Source organism: Veronia nyctiphanis (assembly GCF_004116385.1).
GTDB classification, from domain to species: domain Bacteria; phylum Pseudomonadota; class Gammaproteobacteria; order Enterobacterales; family Vibrionaceae; genus Veronia; species Veronia nyctiphanis.
Genome location: NZ_PEIB01000030.1, coordinates 26,857 through 46,798, shown reverse-complemented (window position 1 = coordinate 46,798; position 19,942 = coordinate 26,857). Strand labels below are relative to the sequence as shown.

11 protein-coding genes and 4 pseudogenes are annotated in these 19,942 nt (G+C 45.0%); 11 read left to right on the top strand and 4 right to left on the bottom strand.

Going from position 1 to position 19,942, the window contains the following annotated elements:
- The first annotated feature begins 371 nt into the window (after window positions 1-371).
- From CS022_RS19065 to CS022_RS26690, 3 genes are read left to right on the top strand one after another with little or no spacing between them, the layout of a single operon-like run.
- A complete protein-coding gene (locus CS022_RS19065) occupies window positions 372-1,040 on the top strand; it encodes a transglutaminase-like cysteine peptidase (RefSeq protein WP_129123593.1) in 669 nt (222 codons plus the stop codon).
- Between the two features lie 6 nt (window positions 1,041-1,046).
- The gene (locus tag CS022_RS27445) at window positions 1,047-1,376 is read left to right on the top strand and encodes a LapD/MoxY N-terminal periplasmic domain-containing protein (RefSeq protein ID WP_268967912.1); all 330 of its coding nucleotides are present in this window, start codon (window positions 1,047-1,049) and stop codon (window positions 1,374-1,376) included.
- Complete coding sequence (locus tag CS022_RS26690) at window positions 1,361-2,968, top strand: bifunctional diguanylate cyclase/phosphodiesterase (protein WP_268967911.1); 1,608 nt, start codon at window positions 1,361-1,363, stop codon at window positions 2,966-2,968. The genes CS022_RS27445 and CS022_RS26690 overlap by 16 nt, the downstream gene beginning before the upstream one ends.
- A 498-nt stretch (window positions 2,969-3,466) precedes the next feature.
- On the opposite strand, the gene CS022_RS19055 is transcribed toward CS022_RS26690, so the two are convergent.
- The 3 genes from CS022_RS19055 to CS022_RS19045 form a co-directional block, all read right to left on the bottom strand.
- A complete protein-coding gene (locus CS022_RS19055) occupies window positions 3,467-5,224 on the bottom strand; it encodes a GNAT family N-acetyltransferase (protein ID WP_145964528.1) in 1,758 nt (585 codons plus the stop codon).
- Window positions 5,225-5,324: 100 nt separating this feature from the next.
- Window positions 5,325-6,293: a ParB/RepB/Spo0J family partition protein gene (locus CS022_RS19050; protein WP_129123591.1), complete on the bottom strand. Its 969-nt coding sequence runs from the start codon at window positions 6,291-6,293 to the stop codon at window positions 5,325-5,327.
- Window positions 6,293-7,504, bottom strand: coding sequence for a ParA family protein (locus tag CS022_RS19045; protein ID WP_129123590.1), 1,212 nt, complete (start codon window positions 7,502-7,504; stop codon window positions 6,293-6,295). The genes CS022_RS19050 and CS022_RS19045 overlap by 1 nt, the downstream gene beginning before the upstream one ends.
- 1,314 nt (window positions 7,505-8,818) lie before the next feature.
- Here CS022_RS19045 and CS022_RS19040 point away from each other — a divergent pair.
- Window positions 8,819-10,795, top strand: coding sequence for a replication initiator protein RctB domain-containing protein (locus tag CS022_RS19040; protein ID WP_129123589.1), 1,977 nt, complete (start codon window positions 8,819-8,821; stop codon window positions 10,793-10,795).
- A 13-nt stretch (window positions 10,796-10,808) separates the two neighbouring features.
- Here the strand turns inward: CS022_RS19040 and CS022_RS19035 are convergent, their stop codons facing one another.
- Entirely contained in the window at window positions 10,809-11,537 is a 729-nt protein-coding gene (locus CS022_RS19035; protein WP_129123588.1) for an AraC family transcriptional regulator, read from the bottom strand.
- 221 nt (window positions 11,538-11,758) lie between these two features.
- Between CS022_RS19035 and CS022_RS27440 the strand changes: the two are divergent.
- From CS022_RS27440 to CS022_RS28235, 7 genes and pseudogenes are all read left to right on the top strand, one after another.
- Window positions 11,759-12,666: pseudogene (locus CS022_RS27440) on the top strand (DMT family transporter).
- Window positions 12,667-12,835: 169 nt separating this feature from the next.
- Window positions 12,836-14,572 carry a PAS domain S-box protein gene (locus tag CS022_RS27815; protein ID WP_129123587.1) on the top strand — a complete coding sequence of 579 codons (1,737 nt, stop codon included), beginning with the start codon at window positions 12,836-12,838 and terminating at the stop codon, window positions 14,570-14,572.
- Window positions 14,573-14,848: 276 nt separating this feature from the next.
- Entirely contained in the window at window positions 14,849-15,028 is a 180-nt protein-coding gene (gene torE, locus CS022_RS19020; protein WP_129123586.1) for a trimethylamine N-oxide reductase system protein TorE, read from the top strand.
- Between the two features lie 56 nt (window positions 15,029-15,084).
- Window positions 15,085-16,265, top strand: a pseudogene (gene torC, locus CS022_RS19015) (pentaheme c-type cytochrome TorC).
- A 17-nt stretch (window positions 16,266-16,282) separates the two neighbouring features.
- Window positions 16,283-18,744: pseudogene (gene torA / locus CS022_RS19010) on the top strand (trimethylamine-N-oxide reductase TorA).
- A 170-nt stretch (window positions 18,745-18,914) separates the two neighbouring features.
- Window positions 18,915-19,475: a GNAT family N-acetyltransferase gene (locus CS022_RS19005; RefSeq protein ID WP_129123585.1), complete on the top strand. Its 561-nt coding sequence runs from the start codon at window positions 18,915-18,917 to the stop codon at window positions 19,473-19,475.
- 183 nt (window positions 19,476-19,658) lie between these two features.
- Window positions 19,659-19,883, top strand: a pseudogene (locus CS022_RS28235) (alpha/beta fold hydrolase); the annotation flags it as partial.
- Window positions 19,884-19,942 lie beyond the last annotated feature (59 nt).

The window sequence follows — 19,942 nt, the reverse complement described above, 5'->3', positions numbered from 1 at the left end:
ATTCATTGTTCACACAGGCATTCGTATAATCACTCGCAATTTAAGGGTGGCTTTCTGTTATCTATTGGCTCAGTATCTCAATATGTTTTTTCTGCTTTGTTTGTACTTACTGTTAAAGTAATCGGGCAAAATTGTTGAAGGACACATTTACCGTCAACATTTACTCAAATACTGACGTCGACGCCACATGATTCTAAACTCATCTCATAAGTTAAGTAATCAACGACCGCTCAATAACTAATAATTAGAGGCGCGGACATGCAAAGCTTTACCTCTCTTTTCGAACACTCCCGGCGTACTGATACATATGCCAGCCCACCAGACTACATGATTTATCGGCAAAATGTCGACATGGGTTGTTAAGGTTTAGTATGCGAACTCTTGTACTTCTTTGCCTGACTGTTGCATCGCTGGTGGTAGGTACAACAGCATCAGAAATTTTTGATAAAGAACTTATCAATAAAGTTCAGCAGACCTATGGCGATCAAGCTGTCCTGCGCACGAAGGCGTGGCAAACACTCGTGACTGACAATCAGCATCTTCCTGATGAAGAAAAACTCCATCTGGTAAACGCCTTCTTCAATCAACTACATTTCGTTGACGATCTCGTACTATGGGGACAGGAAGATTATTGGGCAACACCAATAGAAATGATTGGCAGTAATGCCGGCGATTGTGAAGATTTTACCATCGCTAAATACTTCACACTCAGAGAACTAGGAATAGATGATGACAAGTTGAGATTGATATATGTAAAAGCACTAAACCTTAATCAATTTCACATGGTTTTGGCCTATTATCCGAGGCCGGGGGATGACCCGTTACTGCTTGATAATTTGGACCCAGAAATCAAAGATGCGTCAAAAAGACAGGATTTATTCCCCGTCTACAGCTTCAATGGTAGTAGGCTTTGGTTACTTAAAGAACGTGGTCGCGAAATACTCGCAGGGAAATCATCACGCTTAAGTTTATGGAATGACGTCAAATCACGAATTCGTTCATCAAAAATGAAAAAAGCGATAGTGAACTACAATGGTTGAAAACAAATGACTCTCTTCAGACAAATATTCACTTGGCTGTTAGTCGTATTTATTGTTCTGCTTTTTGCGTTGACTGCAGTGCAATTAAATACCACGCGCAATTTTCTTATTGCCCAGCAAACAACCGGTGCCGATAACGCCCTAAATTCTATGGCGCTGTCACTTGATACTTATTTAAAAGATGGTGATAACGTCTCTATCGAAACTCTTTTAAAAGCCTATTTTGATGGCGGCTTTTACAAAGAAGTAAAAATAGAGTTGTTTAACGATTCAACGGTTATCAAGCAGACTTACCCTGTTAACATTGAAGGGGTGCCTGATTGGTTTATCAGTTAGATTTTTTCCCTGAAGTTTCCCACGATCGAATCCTCTCAGGCGGTTGGAAGCAATATGGTGAGCTGACTATTATCCCCCACCCCGGCTATGCATACCGACAACTGTGGGAAGCATCTGTTCAGCTGGGTATTTGGGTGTCGTTACTTTTCCTTGTTGCGCTTGCAACAATATCTCTTCAAATAAATCGCTCATTGAATCCGTTGCGTAAAATTACTCGTCATGTTGAACAGCTAGCAAAAAACCAGTTCCCGCCAGCCATTGAGGAACCTAACACAACAGAATTAAAAACTGTCGTTCGTGCGATTAATAAGATGGCTGAACAACTTCAGGCCTTCTTTAAACAACAAGCTCAGGAAGCTAATAAGCTTCGCGAGCAGGCTTTTATGGATTCTGTATCTGGGTTTGGTAACCGTAGTTTCTTTACCGGGCAACTGGGTTCATGGCTTGCTGAAAATCCACAAGGCGGTCTTATTCTTGTTCGCATTGGTCTCATTCGTACCGTCTACGAAAAAGAAGGTTATGAAAGTGGCGACAAGTTAGTCCAGCGTTTCTCGACAATGTTGACCCAAACAATTGGCGACTCAGAATTCACAGCCGCACGTATTTCACAAGATGAATTTGGCATTATCGCACCAAACTTCGGTGCCGATACATTGAAGATGATTGCTGAAAATATTCACCACAATCTTACCAATACTCAGACAGGGTTCGGCCAGTTTCCACTCGACCTTGCCGTGGGTTTGGCAATCAATGACGTGAATAACAGGGATTCAAGTGTGCTGCTCGCTCAAGCCGATAATGCTCTGTCCCAAGCACAGCAACAAGCAACCAAATCAATCACGATTGTTGATAACGATGCTGAGCAATCAATTATGGGTAAACAGCAATGGAAACAGCTGCTCACGGACTCCATGTTGAATGACCACTTTGTTCTGAACTTCCAACCTGCTTCGACTAAAGCGAACAATGTTCTCCATCACGAGGTATTTTCGGCGATTCAAGTCGGTGAGCAGTATTATGGCGCTGGACACTTCTTAGGGATGGTTGAGCAACTTAAGATGGGTGATGCTTTCGATAAGTATGTCGTTGAACGCGTTATCGCAGAATTGGACAGTAACTCATCAAGTGGTCCATTGGCCGTTAACCTGACATCATTCAGTATTACTAACGCTAATTTCATTCTGTGGCTGACAAGACAGATGCAAAAGAACAGTGCACTGTCTGACAGGCTGTATTTCGAAATTCCTGAGTCGGTTTTCGTCCGTTACCCTGATCACTGTCAACTGTTGGTTGAACAGATCAGAAGAAACAATTTTGGCTTTGGTGTAGATAACTTCGGTCGTAACTTTAAGTCTGTCGACTACTTAAATACCTTCAAGCCAGACTATGTCAAAATCGATTTCGCCTATACCAATGATATTGACGACGAAACCAAGCGTCATGTTCTGTCTTCGATTTGCCGTACGGCATACAATTTAGAAATCACGACGATTGCGACACGGGTAGAAACAAAAATGCAGCTTGATAAGCTTTCCGAACTCTTCATTGATGGCTTCCAAGGCTACATCATTGAAGATACGCCAGTCGCATAACCCCAAACAAAAAGGCCTTTCTCGGGCCTTTTTTCTTCTCCTTATTCCAATCTTCTGTCCCCCAACATAGAAGTTTACTGGTTAGGAAGAGGCTTATATTTCCTGATTTACACTGTAAAGACACCTTGAGTCGGATACACACATTGACACGTTTATTTTCCAGTATGTAGTTGCTGTAAAACGCAAGGCTCGTTTACAGTGTAAATCGCGGAAATCATATCGGTTATATACCGGACTGATGGACCAAAGCATCAAAGACAAATTGCTGCAATGCAGCCTCAACTTGTTTCCTTCCTGTAAAACCATACGTTGAAGAAATAACAGACCACGACTTCTTCTGAAGAATTTTCTCAACCGCCATCAAGGTTAAGTCTGAGTCGTCGGAGCTGTTCCATTCAAGCAGAAAACTCTGAAGCCATAGCTCCAGTGAACCTGATACAAAATCATAACCAAGCTGCCCTTTAGAAAAGCGGATGACCTGACTTTTGACAGCATCACTCAGTGAAAGACGTGCAGAAGACGCAGAGAGGATAACAGCAATGAACGAGGCTCTAAGTCAAAAAATTGCTCCGCCAGTTGCTTAGAAAAGTTTATCTCAAACAAGTCGTGATAAAGAGGAAGATGGTTGACGCTGTCGTCCAGACCGCGTGTCATGAGCAACGAGTAGTGCCCGCTTGCGCTATCTCGTTGAGTACCCATTTTGATAGGGAGGAAACCCAGACCACGCCAAAAAGAGAATAACTCTGAAGTCGCACCAAAACTTGTTCCAATGAGAGGCACATTTTTTTTAGCGCCAGTTTGTTCGCAAAGCTTAACTAACTGACTAGCAACGCCATGGCGGCGAAATGAAGGAAGCACTGCAACGCGACTCACTCGAAGGCAAGGTAACGACAGGAACGTTGAATCACCGGTGTAGAAACCAAGACCCTGCGCCAACAAATGCCCCCTGACTCTTCGCTCACCCGCTACGATTTTATCGGCTATGACATCAGAGATTTCACCTTCCTTCTGAGCAAGCAAGGCACCTACAACTACATCGTTTTGGTTTGCCGTCAATATGGTGCACGACGCGTCATTTAAGATGTGTTTCAAATCATTCGGCGAGGTCTGGTAATGAGCAGAAATAAGCAGACCGAATAAAGACCTTAACTGAGCTTCGTCACCTAATAATTGACGAGGTTCAACGATACGATAATCAATTGGTGAGGCCTCATCAAACGCTACCAAAGCAGGTTCGCAGTCGAAGAGAAATGTATCAGACAGCCAAAGCTCAAGGGGGTCAGATTCTGCCCATCGAATTGGCTGGTGAAGTGTAACTTCTTTCCAGCCTTTGCAGCGAGCATCTAGAAGTGCACGAAAGCGTGTCGTGAATCCTTTTCCTGTCCCTTCGTAGCCGTGTTCTGTCGTTGAAAAACAAATACGACTGAACTTAGACAGTAACCTTTCCAACATCGGAAGAGGGATGGCAGCAGCCTCATCGACAAGCACAAAATCGGCATCAGAAACATCACGAATGAGTTGATCCGGTGCAACGTAACGAAGCCTCCCCCCAGAAGAGGTAACCAGCTCGTAAGGTTTATCTAGACTCAACTCAAGAAGATTTCTGGCATGAGAGAACAGTGTTTCCACATTCGCTTTACGCGGCGACGTTACTACAATCGATGTCTTTTTTTCGCAAAGAATGCTTGCTGCTGCCATGCCCATCGCAGATGATTTTCCTCTTCCACGATCAGCGGTTAGCAAACAAGGGCGACGTCTGTGACCACCGAGCACCTTCTTGACTGATTGAATAGCGATCTCTTGATCATTCGTCGGTTGGCCATCCTGACGCTCCTTTACTGATTCACCTACACAGAGGTCTGCGAGAGCAGGCAGACGAACACCTTCTTGCTGGCAGAATACCGCCACAGTCTTTTGGTTAAACATATTACAAAGACGAAGGAAAAAATTGTCTGTAGGTGATTCGGAAAGCCCGAACAAAATCAGAAGGCTGCCACCGCGAATACATCCTGCTATAGCACAGAGTCTTTCTGCATCAAGCCCCTCGGAGATATCCAAAGCAACATGAAAACAATCTTGCCCCAACAAGGCCTTTGTTTGCTTCCAAGACATACCGCCATCAATATTGTCGCTCACCAACGTGAGGTTCTCTAACTGATTAAGATGAGAGAGGCACCAATTCTGGTCGCCTCTTAGCAAAACCGGATAGCGGATAAAATGGCGAGTTGCCGATTGTAGGAGTTGTTGAAAGGACAAGCTGTTAGTCTCTAAGCGAATTTACTTAACGCAATAATAGCGGATTCGAAGACAGGTAACAGTAAAGAAAAGCGCCCTTGCGGGCGCTCATTTGGGAAAATTAAGAAAGGTGGTTTTTAATAAACGTCAGAATCGCGTCGCTATCTGACTGACTGACACTTTTGAGGTTTATCGATACCGCATCCCCTTGAACCCGATATGATGCTCTGCCAGCCACTAATTCTTTAGTTTCTGACTTATCAGGCTTGCTGACAGGTTTAAGCTCATCTCGCCACTGCTCAATCAACAGCGTCACTTCTCTGGTGATACGGCTGATACCCTGAGCATCAACATCTTTCCACAAAGGCTGTTCACGTAACTTAGCCATCAGGTTAGTACGCTCCTCATCATTCAGCGATGAGTACAGTCTGTGGAGTTTTACTATTGTTGGACGACCAAGCTCGCCGACACTCGGGTAGGCCTGCAAAAGCTCAAGCGGCAAAGTTGCAGCCTTGAGCGCGCCACTGACAAGCGCCTCACTGCATTGACAGACTTTTGCCAGCTCCTTCTGATCAGTCACTTCCCCACGACTGAGCATCGCCTGCATTTCTTTACCACGTTCAAACAATGAAAGCGGTTTGTGCGCATTAGCAACGTCAGATAGAAACTTCGCGTGTTTACTGCTGATACCGGAAGCAACATAAACCAGGAAATCCTGCTGAGCGAGAATACAAGACATACGGCGGCGACTGCCGTCCAATACTTCTATCTTGCCGCCATCAAGCCAGCGACCAACAGCTGGATATTGCTGACCGCGGTCTTTCAGTGTCACTAGAATATCCGACAGCGCCAATTCATTGAGAAACGACTGCTCACGCGCATTCTCTGCAAATACGCTGGTACGCATTTCGACATCTTTAGCCGTTACTCGAACAAGCTCAAAAGATACTGTTTCTTCACCTGCCACCGACAGTTCAATCACAGCCGCTTTCTCACTGGCCGCTTTTTGGGCCTCTTGAACTGTCGTGGCTTTTCTTTTGTCTGCTTTACCAAACAGGCGGGCATTCAAATCTGAGGTTTTAATGGCCATTAACACTCCTGATTTAGCTGTGACCAATGGCTGTGAAGGACGCGCTCAAGTTCGAGGCCCGCCCGGTGAACGGCTTCTTGAGCCGTAGATAACGTTTTCTTACCCCCCTCAAAATCTTGAGGAGTAAGATCAAAGACCGTGCTGTAAGTATCTGCACAGGTTTCAAATGCGCGACTTCTTGGTATCGTGGCCATCATCACCTGATCACCGAGAAGATAGTTCATCTCTGTTAATACCGAGACCTGCTTTTTATTGTCATCTTCAAACATAGTCGGCATCAGACGAACGAACTCTAATCCAGGCCAATTTTCCGGGAACATCTCATAAACAGTCGGCAAATGTTGGAAGAAATTCACCGTTGATGCCCAGTCAAGGCGTTTAGCTGCACAGGGAATAATAAGCGCGTTAGACGCGTACATTGCATTCCACACTAATGGGTCAATGTGTGGGCCAGTATCAATCATAATGATATCGAACTCATCACCAATCGGATCGATCACTTTTTCTTGGAGAAGTTTAACAATATCCAGCGACTGGTTAGTCGTCAAACTTTGCCAAGCTTCTGCATTGAACATCGAATCTTCAGGAAACGCCGCAATCGTTTTCAGGTTAGGATACTGCGTCGGCAACAAGACATTCTTCATCAGGAAGTCTCTACCCGCTTCTTCAGGCGTGTTATCCAGCATCACATCAACGGCTGAATAAATACCCTCTTGCTCATTCACACTGATTTGCGGGTTGAGGAAAAGACGAAGTGAACCTTGTGGATCGAGGTCAATCAAACAAATTCGGTAACGCTTCTCGAGGTTAAGTGCCAAACAGGCGCACATGTGGACAGCCGACATCGACTTACCTGTGCCACCTTTTTGATTCTGGACATTAATAACCCAAGGCTTGTGGTCTGGCCCCTTCTTTTCAGAGAACGAAGGAATACCCGCAGATTTCATAATCTGGTGCGCTTCATCGAGCGTAATTGAATAATGGTTGGCATTATTTTTTGTGAATTGATGACCCTCTGATTCCATTCGAGAAATCGCATCATCGAGTTTGCGACGCGTCAGCCCCGATCGTGTTTCCATCATGGCTTTAGACATCGGAGGGAAAAGCTGATCTTGTCGCTCCTCCATTACTATTTCAATACGGTCGGCTTGGACCTGACGAGTCTGTTCTGCAATATGCTGCAGATTGGCTATTGTCTTTTCCCTATTCATTTTTATTTTCGCCGTTGGAGAGTATATAGATGAGTGTACAGCACTTTACGGAATGTTCAATGAAAAGCTGAACGTGTAGCTAAAAAATTAAGATAGCAGTCACTAATCCTAAGTTACCGAAATATAACACTCAAATTTTCGGCTAACTATGGGCGAGTAAATCATCCACATTTTAAATGTCACAGCGTCACTTATTTACAATGTAAAGAAAGTCTTGTGAATATTTTGAGAAAAATAGTCGGAAGCATATATATCTATCGCAAAATTACGGCTTACGCTTAATCAACTTGAAAAGAGTAAAGTTGTTGTCATCAGTCACCATGATCATCTATCTGGAAAGATGATCATGGTGAATAATATCCAAATACTGTAAATGTCGACAATCAAATTTAATCCCTTGATCATCAGTCCAAACGATTATCACTGTTACGAAAAAATGATCAAGGCGAAATACTGTCTACTATTTGTGCAATTAACCGTCAGCAAGATCTATGGCAATAGGAACAATGATCAAGAGTGTTTTATCGGTCTGAACATGTAGAGAGAAGCTACGGAAGAATGGATAATCTTCGCTAGATTACGGTGAATGCTGCACCAATAGAGCGATCTGTTCATCTGATCATAAAAAACAGGCCAAAAGCGAAGTTCGGACAGCATATTGATACCTTGAATTCAAATTAACATCGAAACGCTTGATCATTGTTTCGCCCACGGACACATACTAAACTGCCTCGTAAATACGGCGTATGTGATTTCAATTTTGTATCTCAAGTTCAACCAATCCTTGAAATGTTCGTGTTGAAGACGAAAACGCACATAAAACCAACGATATTACGCATCATGATCATGTTTCCATCCCCGTATTTTGGAAAATATGCTGAACGGCGACAACACTAACAACTGACAATGACAAATTATTAACAAAAATTGTGGATAACTTGTTAAAAGCACTTGATCATGCTTTCAAATGCCCATTGATCAGTGTTTCAGGGGCTTGGTGATCATAGTTTCGATCTGTTAATGATCATCGTTGCAGGCAATGTATGATCAATGTTCCGAGTCACTCATGATCATGCTTTCAATACCCTCTTTTATCAAGTGTTTAAATATCAATAAGTTAAAGGTAATTTTGTTTTCAGATCATAAGATCACTAAATCAGATACATCATATAAATCAAAAAGATCAGTTAAAAGAATCGGCAAAAAAGATCTTTATTTCTCTTATTTTTTTTATTAATCTTTCTGGAAAGATGGCAAATTTACGTTAATCTGAATTTCTACATTCCTTGATCTGAAAAACAGGAGCTGGCCTGAATGGCTACAAACGAAAAGATCCTCATTCACGCCCCAAGAACGCACAAAGATGGCCACTTATTTAAAGTTCATGAAAGCTTGGTTGACTGGATGACGCAGTACCATGCCTTTAAAGGTGCCACGAAGAGTATTCTTGAATTGCTGAATTTGATTTCTTTACGAGCATTTTCTAGTCAGGACGGCCTAGTTTCAACTACAGAGTTAATTGATGCCACAGAAGGCCAGCTAACCCGCGCAGCTATTCAACAGCGCCTTCGTGCGGCTGTTCAACTGGGCTTGTTTACTCAACACCCTGTCAGGTTTGAGGAAGGCCTCGCCGGTAAAACCATGCTTCATGAGTTTGTTAATCCCAGCAAATTAGTGACGGTGCTGGGTACTGAGGGCTTGAACTCAGAGCAACATAGAGTGAGAGAAAAGCAGAAGCGCTCCAAAGCCCTTGCCCAGAACCAAGTGAATAAACAACTTCTTACTGAGCATGGCTTAGAAACTCCACCAGCAATGCCTGACGAAAAAGATCAGATCCTTGTTTCGCCGACTAGCTGGGCAGGTATTATTGATCAGGCACTAGCACCGCCAAGAACAAAAAAAAGTTATCAAAAGACCATGGTATCTTTTAGTGGGTCTAAGGCGATCATTGAGACTCGTTCATCAAAGTCGATCATGACGGTCGACGATCTTATGACATTGTTCGCACTCTTCACGCTTACTGTTCAATACCATGATCACCACGTGCCGACTTATGAATTACACACTCAGACCATAGGCAATAAAACGCCCATCTACATCACTGATATCCTCTCTTTGCGTGGTAAGAAAGACAGTGGGCCAGCAAGGGATTCTATCCGAGAAAGTATCGATAGGATCGAGTTCACTGATTTCCAGTTGCATGAGTTAACTGGCCAGTGGATGAGCCAGAACATGCCTGAAGGCTTTAAAAGCGACAGGTTTCGTTTTTTAGCGCGTACCATTACGGCATCAGAAGAAGCACCAAGGGAAGGCGAGGATGGAGAAATTCGGATAAAACCCAACCTCTATATCCTTGTCTGGGAACCGTCCTTCTTCGAAGAGTTAATGACACGAGACTACTTTTTTCTCTTCCCACCAGAAATCCTGCGTCAACATACACTGGTTTTCCAGCTCTATACGCTCTTCAGAAGCCGTATGTCACGTCGTCTTGAAGATTCAATGACACTGAGTGACTTGAACCAGAAAATGTCGAGAAACATCGAATGGCGGCGTTTTTCAGCCGATCTGATACGTGAGCTCAAAAAATTATCAAAAGACGAGACAATGACGGACGATGTGTTCGCCGTGAATCTCTACGGTTACCACTTGACCATTTATCGAATGGACGATGATAAGAAATACCCGGATCATCGTATAGACATTAAATGTAACGCCGAAGAAGTCATCCGTTTCTCGCGGGCCAAGATGCACAATGAAGGCAAGCGACAACTTGCACCTACGATGCCGAATCCACTTCGCAACGAGATACTCGGTAAGAAAGATCTCGATAAGCTCTCTGAGATCATTGACGGTGAATTTGAACCAATCCAACGCAATGGCAAACGCACAGGCAAACTTGGTCGTCGTGTGAAGCAGCGTAAGCATTTGGTTGAAATAAACGCCGACGAGTTGACGATTATTCTGTCTAAGTACACCTCTGAAGAAGCACTTCAACGCAGTATTGCAGCGTTGTCGGCAATGACAGGACACCCTGCAGCCACGATTACTGAAGAGTGTAACGGATACATGGACAAGCTTGACTGGTTGAAAGTTGACGGTGATGTCATGCCCTATGAAACGCTACGAAAAACCATCGAATTTTATAACCAGAGTCAGCAAGACAGGCATTTATCAATTGAACGCTTAATTTCAGGTCTTGCTGTGCGCCGAAAAGTCTGCAAGCAAGTTTTTCATGGTCAGCTGGATGGTACGGTCTTGGCCGTGCTTGATGAAGTCGCTAGCGGCGGTTAAAGATAGATAATATTCACGCGTTAAAGACAGCATTTTGCTGTCTTTTTTTGTAAGTTCCTACGTCATTATCTCGACAATGCGCTTTGTTGGAGATATTGCTCTGGGGTACAGTTTGCATGCTTTTTAAACATGGTGATAAACGGTGAACTCTGGTTGAACCGAGAGGCAGAGCTACCTCCTTGACTTGTTTCCCTTGTTTAAGAAGCGTAAGTGCTTGTACAAAGCGAACCCGTGACCGCCATTCTGTAAAACTCATTCCTAGTTCGGAAAGGCATTGTCTGGCGACCGTTCTTTCTGTTGTATGCAGTTTATTGGCCCATTCAGTCAACGTCATGGCATCGGCGGGATCTTTCTCAAAAGCATCAATAATCGGTTGGATCAAAGTATCGGTGGTTGAGGGAATAAATCTCGAGTACTGTTTTGCAGTCAGAAGTTGATCAAACATCACTTCAGCTAACCGGATGTCTTGCTCTGTCTCAGGGATCGTAATTCCATTGTGCTTAATGGTTTCTGCAATTGCACTGGTGAGGTCGGACACTTCAATTAAACACGGCCTTTCTGGAAAAAGCTCAGCCCTTTCTCTTGAAATAGTCACCGAGCAGTAACTCACCGAGCGCCGCATGTAGCTGGTATGGCCGATACCTTGTGGAATCCAGATAGCAAACTGTGAGGGCGACAAGTAACGTGCATTGCCGACCCTGACCTCGACAATTCCGCCTTTTACCACAGTAATTAGCCCCATGAGTGAACACGATCACGCGTAAAAGTACCGGATAAGAACTTTCCATGATTGAAGAAAATTCCTGCTGGTGCCGTTTCCCATTCATCTGTGTGAGTGTGAATGTGTTTCATTGACTGATTTGTCCGATAGCCGATTAAAGGTGTCTGATGGGAGATATATGTATTTAAAAAGACGTGCCAAACTTTCAAACCCTTAATTTTCTCGGTTTGGATCACTTATCTATGAATATATTACTTCCACTGATCCCTGTCATGATTTGGGCCGGGAATGCAGTTGTTAACGAACTTTCCGTTGAAGTGCTCTCGCCTGGCGCAATGTCATTTTACCGTTGGGCCGTCGCGACATTGGTTTTGGCACCGTTTTGTCTGCATCATTCATTAAACATTGGAAATCGGTAAAGCCCTATTTGCCGAAGCTCGCGGCATTATCGTTACTCGGTGTGGTATTGAATTAATCACTGGGTTATTTTGCCGCAGAATCCACGTCAGCAACGAATATGGCGTTGATCATGGCGTTGGTACCGCTTATCAGTATTTTCATCAGCTCAGCTCTCTTAGGCACTCGCCTGAATGTTCTTGGTATTTCAGGTGCGTTGATTGCTTTTGCAGGATTGCTTGAGATGTTGACGAAAGGCCAGCCTGAAACGCTTTTTCATCAAGGTATCAATCGGGGTGACGGTATCGCGCTATTTGCTGCCGTCATTTATGCCTTTTATTGCATTTTGGTCAAAAAGTGGCCAATGAAGATTAAAACACTGCAGTCTGTCTATGTACAAGGCCTCTTTGCTGTGTTGATGCTTTTACCTATGCTCTTTACGAGTGAGCGGATTGAGTTAACGACAGATTCAATACCTATGATTGCTTACGCGGGCGTTTTTGCATCAGTTTTTGTGCCTATTTGCTGGTTAAAAGCGATTGGTGAAATCGGAGCGGGCAGGGCGGCGATGTTTATGAACCTAATGCCTGTGATAACCGCACTCATTGCCGTGTATACATTGGGAGAGAACCTTGCTCATTACCACTACATTGGTGGCCTGATGGTGTTAATTGGCGTTGCGTTATCTCGGACGAAGTTCGGTAAAAAAATCGAAAAAAATCCAGAAATATTAAATGGCTGCAGAGCTTCTTAATTATCAATTATTTACAGTGCATAAAACCTTAATCAAATAAAGGGTTTTATGCATTTATCTCTTCTTTGACTGTTTCTAATCTGGAACAAAAATACCCTGATTACTACACTGATCACAAATGCAACACTCGAATTCCGAATAATAACCAAGAAAGCGTGGACTGGATAATATGAGTATGCTATCGAGCCTATTTGGTGTTAACTCCGGTGATGGTAATGCAAGTGTTCAGGCAATGATGAATGCGGCAGACGGTATCATCCTTGCTGATAACCATGGCAAAATTACTTTCGCAAACAAATCAGCACATAAATTTTTAAATCAGTCTGATTTAAAGGGCAAAATGCTCAGAGATCTCCCCATTGGCGACCCTGTCGAAAATATGAACTCTGGGTATAAACACACAATAGCTGATAGCGGCGGTAGCTCGCGTTGTCTGAAAATTGATGTCAACGCAAGCGGTAGCGGTAAAAGTGCAGGAATGGCTTTGTTTATCAAAGACATCACCTCAGACGAGGAGCAAGTTCAGCAAACTGGCCAGATACTCGCTCAGTCTATCAATGCAATTGTGTCCATAGACGACGCCAACTGTGTCACCTACATGAACGAAGCGGCCGAAAAACTTTGGGACATCAAAAAAGAGGATGTGCTTGGCCGCAATGTAAAAATGCTGGTGCCGAGAGAAATTCAGCAATTTCACGATACCTATGTGAATACCAACCGTCAGACTCGTGTTGATAATCTCGTTGGTACAAGCCGTGATCTTCAACTCGTGAGACATAACGGCGACAAAATCTGGGTCAACCTGTCTTTGTCGCGCACCGAGATGGGTGGGAAAGTAGGTTATACCGCTTTTGCTCGCGATATTAGCCAAGAAAAGGCTGCTCAGGAAGGGATGGAGCAAATCCTTTATCAGGCAATTGATGCTGTTATCAGTATCGATGGCGACAACAATGTCACATTTTTCAACCCAGCAGCGGAAGCACTCTGGGGCTATACCCAAGATGAAGTGATGGGCAAAAACGTCAAAATGCTCGTGCCGAAAATCCACCAGCCTAATCACGACAATTACGTCAACACCAACAGAAGAACTGGTATCGACAAGATTGTTGGCTCTAACCGCGAGATTGAGTTAATCAAAAAAGACGGAACAGAAGCCTGGGTGAGTTTGGCGTTATCACGAGTCACGATAAATAATCAGCTCCATTATACTGCGTTTGTTCGAGATATTTCTGATCAACGCGCCGCACAGGAAGCCATCAACCAGACGCTTTCACAGGCGCTTGATGCAGTCGTGACAATTAACCAACAAAACATTGTTACCTTCTTTAATCCTGCAGCAGAGGTATTGTGGGGTTATGAGGCCAGCGAGGTTGTGGGTCAGAACGTGAAAATGTTGGTACCCGCTGAAATTCAGCCTAACCACGACAACTTCGTCAACAGCAACCGTACCTCCGGCGTTGACAAGATTGTGGGCTCCAGTCGCGAAGTGCCAGTGCATCGTAAAGACGGTACGTTGTATTGGGGTTTGCTCTCTCTGTCCAAAGTTGAACTTGAAAACGAAACTATCTACACCGCATTTGTCAAAGACGTCACGTCAGACGTCGAGCAACGTGATGGAATGGGCGATATTATGGACAGAGTCGCTAAATCCAGTAATGAAATTTCCGACATTGCGAAAGTCATTGATGGTATTTCAGACCAAACCAACCTGCTCGCACTCAACGCTGCAATAGAGGCTGCGAGGGCAGGGGACCATGGTCGAGGCTTTGCCGTTGTTGCTGACGAAGTTAGACAGCTAGCATCTCGATCATCCGAATCGACAAACGAAATTAACCGTCTGTCTGACAACACCAGAAAGCTGCTTAACGAGCTGGCGGATGTATTAAAACTCAAAACAGGGACATGATAACGCAACCTAAATGTCCTCTTGATGCAAGGGAGCAATGCTGTTGTCTCAAAGGCGACAATCATTGCTCCCTTTTGTTTTGTTTTAAATTTTAGACATCATCTAAGAAACCCCACCCAACTATTCCTCGTTAATACCCCTACTTCTGGTAGTGATTCATAAAAGAGACATTCCGCGATTTCCGCTTCGCTATGATATGCAGTGCATGTATTCAAAATTATACATTTCCTTCCCCCCCAGCCCAATCTGTGGACCGGAATCAGTCAGGAGGCATCTATGCAAAATACTGAATCTGATGAAGTACAAGATACTGAAAAACGAAGTTTTGAATGGCGGGCATTTTTCTTCATTACCGTCTTCCTCTTCCCCGTTCTCAGCCTGATGATTGTGGGTGGTTATGGCTTCATTATTTGGATGAGCCAAGTGTTTTTCTTCGGTCCTCCCGGACACGGTTGAACGCACCGCCGCAACATACTGACGATTTATGTCTGATTTTCCTGTGAGCAACGTTTATGAAATCCTTCATCAAAAAGCTATGGGTGACCCTGTGTCGTCCAGCGACCAAAATTAGTTTAGGCGTCTTGACCCTAGGTGGTTTTATCGGAGGAGTAATGTTCTGGGGGGCGTTCAATACAGCCCTTGAATTGACGAATACTGAGAAGTTTTGTATCAGCTGCCACACTATGCGTGACAACGTGTACCAAGAGTTAAAAGGAACAGTTCACTGGACAAACCACTCCGGGGTCAGAGCGACCTGCCCGGATTGCCATGTTCCACACAATTGGACTGATAAAATTGCGCGCAAGATGCAGGCCAGTAAAGAGGTATTCAGCCATCTTGCCGGTTTTGTTGATACTCGTGAAAAGTTTCTGGAGAAAAGGTTAGAGCTTGCCCAACACGAATGGGCGCGCTTTTCAGCGAATGGTTCCCTTGAGTGCAAAAATTGCCATAGCTATGCCAGCATGAAGTGGGAGATCATGTCACCAGCCGCTCGAATACAAATGAAGCAGGCAGCAGAAAAAGATCAAAGCTGCATTGATTGCCACAAAGGCATCGCCCACCACTTACCAGACAACATGGATTCCAGTGGTGGTCTGATTGGAAAACTTGAAAGCCTCGCCGCCAGTACCAGCTATAAAAAAGGCAGTGTTCTCTACAGCATCCGCTACTTACCCCTTTATGAAGATGACGCCCTTAAAACCGAAGCCGGGCTCCTCAGTCCAGCGACTAAGGTCACCGTTATTGACGACAAGAGTGATGCAATAAAAATCAGTTTGGAAGGCTGGAAAAAGCTGAAAGGCTTTGGACGTGTACTAAACGAAGACTTCGGCCTTAATATCTCCAGTGCAGCACTCACTAAAGATGTCTCCCAAAGCGACAAGTTTGTGAAAGGTTTCGAAAGCAAAGAGGATGATCAAACTGGACTCAAATGGCAGAGAGTCAGCGTTGATTTGTGGATGAAAAAAGCAGGATTGGTCCCCGATGTTCAGAGCATATGGCTGAAGCCAAACCGACATATCAGACTAATTGCAGTGTCTGCCACACCCAGCCAGCGGAAGCACATTTCGACGCCAACACCTGGCCCGGTATGTTCGACGGCATGATGGGCTTTGTTAACTTTGACGCAGATTCGAAAGCCCTTGTGCTCAAATATCTGCAAAAACACTCGTCAGACTTTGTTGACGGCCACTAAGCACAGGAGAGACAGGTATGATGCATCGCAGACGTTTTCTGAAAGGCTTACTGTCAACCAGTGCGGCTTCTGCCATCGGGCCGGGGCTACTGACCGCTGGCAAAGCAATGGCAGAGCAAGCTGCGGAAACTGACGGTATCTGGAAAGTTTCTGGATCCCACTGGGGAGCGTTCAGAGCGCGGATATGGGGGGGGAAAGTACAGGAGATCAAGCCGCTCGAAATGGATAAGCACCCATCGGAGATGATTCAAGGCATCAAGGGGATCATTTATAACCCTTCGCGAGTGCGCTATCCAATGGTGAGACTCGACTGGTTGAAAAAGAATAAGTACAGCGGCGATACCCGTGGAGATAACCGCTTTGTCAGAGTGACATGGGACGAAGCCTTAGATCTCTTTTACCGAGAACTCGAACGGGTTCAGAAAGATTATGGCCCGTGGGCACTGTATGCCGGTCAGACCGGCTGGCGTCAGACCGGACAATTCCAAAGTTGTACCAGCCATATGCAGAGAGCCGTGGGGATGCACGGCAACTTCATCACCAAAGTCGGTGATTATTCTACGGGGGCCGGACAGGTCATCCTGCCCTATATCTTGGGGTCAACCGAAGTCTATGCCCCCGGCACCTCGTGGACTGAAATTCTAGATAACACCAAAACCGTGGTGCTCTGGGCGACAGACTTGGCCAAAAACCTTCAGGTGGGTTGGAACTGCGAAACCCATGAGGCTTACGGCTACCTTGACAAGCTGAAGGATAAAATTGCTGCTGGCGACATTCGGGTAATTTCTGTTGATCCGGTGCGCACGAAAACACAGAAAATGCTTGGTTGTGAACAGCAATATATCAATCCCCAGACCGACGTGCCTTTCATGTTGGGTATCGCGAACACGCTTTACAAAGAAAACCTCTATGACAAAAAGTTTCTCGAGACCTATTGCCTAGGTTTTGACGATTTCGTGCCTTACCTGCTTGGAGAGACAAAAGATAAAGTCGAGAAGACACCGGAGTGGGCATCGGAAATTTGTGGTATCGACCCCGATACCATTCGTTCATTTGCCCGTACATTAGCGTCGGGCAGAACGCAACTTATTCTGGGTTGGGCGGTACAACGACAACAACATGGCGAACAGCCTACTGGATGGGAGCGTTTTAGCCGCCATGTTGGGCCAAATAGGCTTGCCCGGTGGCGGTATTTCTTATGCTCACCATTATTGCTCGATTGGCGTGCCTTCTACTGGATTCTCGCACCTGGCGGTTTCCCCCGGAACTTGATCAAGGTCAGGAGCCTAAATTTAACAATAATGATTTTAATGGTTACAGCCGAACAATCCCAGTTGCCCGCTGGATTGATGCGATCATGGAGCCAGGCAAAAAAATACAGGCTAACGGCACAGAGGTAACGCTGCCAGACATAAAGATGTTGGTTATCAGTGGTTGTAATCCTTGGAATCACCATCAGGATCGCAACCGGATGAAGTTGGCGTTCCGTAAACTTCAGACGGTGGTGAACATTGATTTCGCATGGACAGCTGCTTGCCGTTTCTCTGACATCGTGTTGCCAGCTTGCACACAGTATGAGCGTAATGATCTCGACGTCTATGGCTCATACAGTGGCCGCGGACTGATTGCCATGCACAAGTTGGTAGATCCTCTCTATCACTCAAAAACCGACTTTGATATTTGTCGGGAGCTTTGTAAGCGCTTCGGTAAAGAAAAAGAATATACACGCGGCATGGACGATATGCAGTGGGTCAAGATGCTGTATGACAACTGTAAAACGGCTAACAAAGACAAATTTAATATGCCCGATTTTGAGATGTTCTGGGAAAAAGGTGTGCTGGATTTTGGTGTAGGAAAGCCCTTTGTGCGACATGCCTCTTTCAGAGAAGACCCCGAAATCAATCCGCTCGGAACGCCATCAGGCTTCATTGAAATATTCAGTAGGAAAATTGACCATTACGGGTATCAGCATTGTCAGGGACACCCAATGTGGTTTGAGAAAGAAGAGCGTTCGCACGGTGGTCCGGGCTCTGAAAAATTTCCGCTTTGGCTTCAGTCTTGTCACCCGGATAAACGGCTGCACTCACAAATGTGTGAGTCTGACTTCCGTGAAACATATACCGTTAATGAGCGCGAACCCTGCTACATGAGCCCTGAAGATGCTAAATCCAGAGGAATAAAAGATGGTGATTTGGTGCGGGTTTTCAATGACAGAGGGCAGCTATTGGCGGGTGCCGTGATATCAGAGGATTTCCCTGCGGGTGTAATTCGCATTGAAGAGGGCGCATGGTACGGGCCTCTTAATGAAAAAATCGGTGCAATATGTACCTATGGTGATCCAAACACAGTGACGCTTGATATTCCGACCTCGGAGCTGGCAAATGCCACTAGTGCGAATACCTGTATTGTCAATATGGAAAAATTTACCGGAGAGGTGCCTCCTGTCACGTCATTTGGTGGGCCGATTATGGTGAGTTAGAACACGCCCTCATTCATAACGCCAGCGTGAGAAGCGCCTAACATATCGCAAGATCAGAATGTTGGGTGTTTGTCAGTGTGGCATGTCAAAAATAATGGCTAATGAGTGGCACTTATTATCGCCTTACATTAGGGTGGGGAAAGGTTGTAGAAAAAGGATTGTGTGTTGATATGTTGAAAGATGAAGACCTTTTACTTCGTTGCGCACTGCCAAAAGAAAGGAATCTTTTGTGGCGCCAGATTTTCTTAGATAATGAATGGAAGGCGTTGGATGCGCCTTACACACCATTAGAATATCAATCTCGCCTCTACTTCAGAATGAACCTGTTTAAGCGCCTTCGTGACGGCGAAACGGCGTTAGTCATTGAGTACCAAGGACAGCTGGTGGGTTATCTCTCGTGTTACTGGGAAGACCAGTCGACCCGCTGGCTGGAAGTCGGTATCACGCTTTTCGAATCCCAGAACTGGGGAAAACAACTCGGACGCCGGGCGTTGAAGCTTTGGATCTCTCATCTGTTCAAAAAATATGAATTGGCAAGAATCGGCCTTACCACTTGGTCTGGTAATCCAAGGATGATGCGGTGCGCGGAAGCGATGGGATTAACGCTAGAAGGTCGATTACGTAAAGTACGTTTCTATCAAGGTAAGTACTTTGACTCACTGCGTTATGGTGTTCTGCGTGAAGAATGGTTCAGCCAAGTATCAAAGCGAGTACTCGCCGAAGTCAGCTAATACCGCACAGTATGCGCATTTACACTGTAAACCCCGTTTGATTTCCCCTAAACAAGATTCGGCCAGTTCAAGGGTGTTAAAAAAGGAGAGAGGTTGGTGTATTTTGACCATGGAGGACAGACGTATTTTTATCAATACACTAGCAACTCTGGTTTGGGTGCACAGACATGACTATTTCTTCACGGATTAGGTTCCAGCACCGAAGATTGGCAATTTCAAATCCCCATTTTTTCAGACGATTACCACACTCTATCTCTCGATTTTCCGTTTCATGGAAAAAGCGGGGGCGACCCAACTCAATTCTCTGTCAGACACTGTGCCGATGTTGCAATTGCATTGCTCGATGAACTGAATATCAAGAAGTGTTATGTCATCGGTATCTCGATGGGCGGCATGGCTGGGTTTTAATTAGCATGCCACTACCCAGAAAGAATATATGGACTCATCGCCATCAATAATCTGGCAGA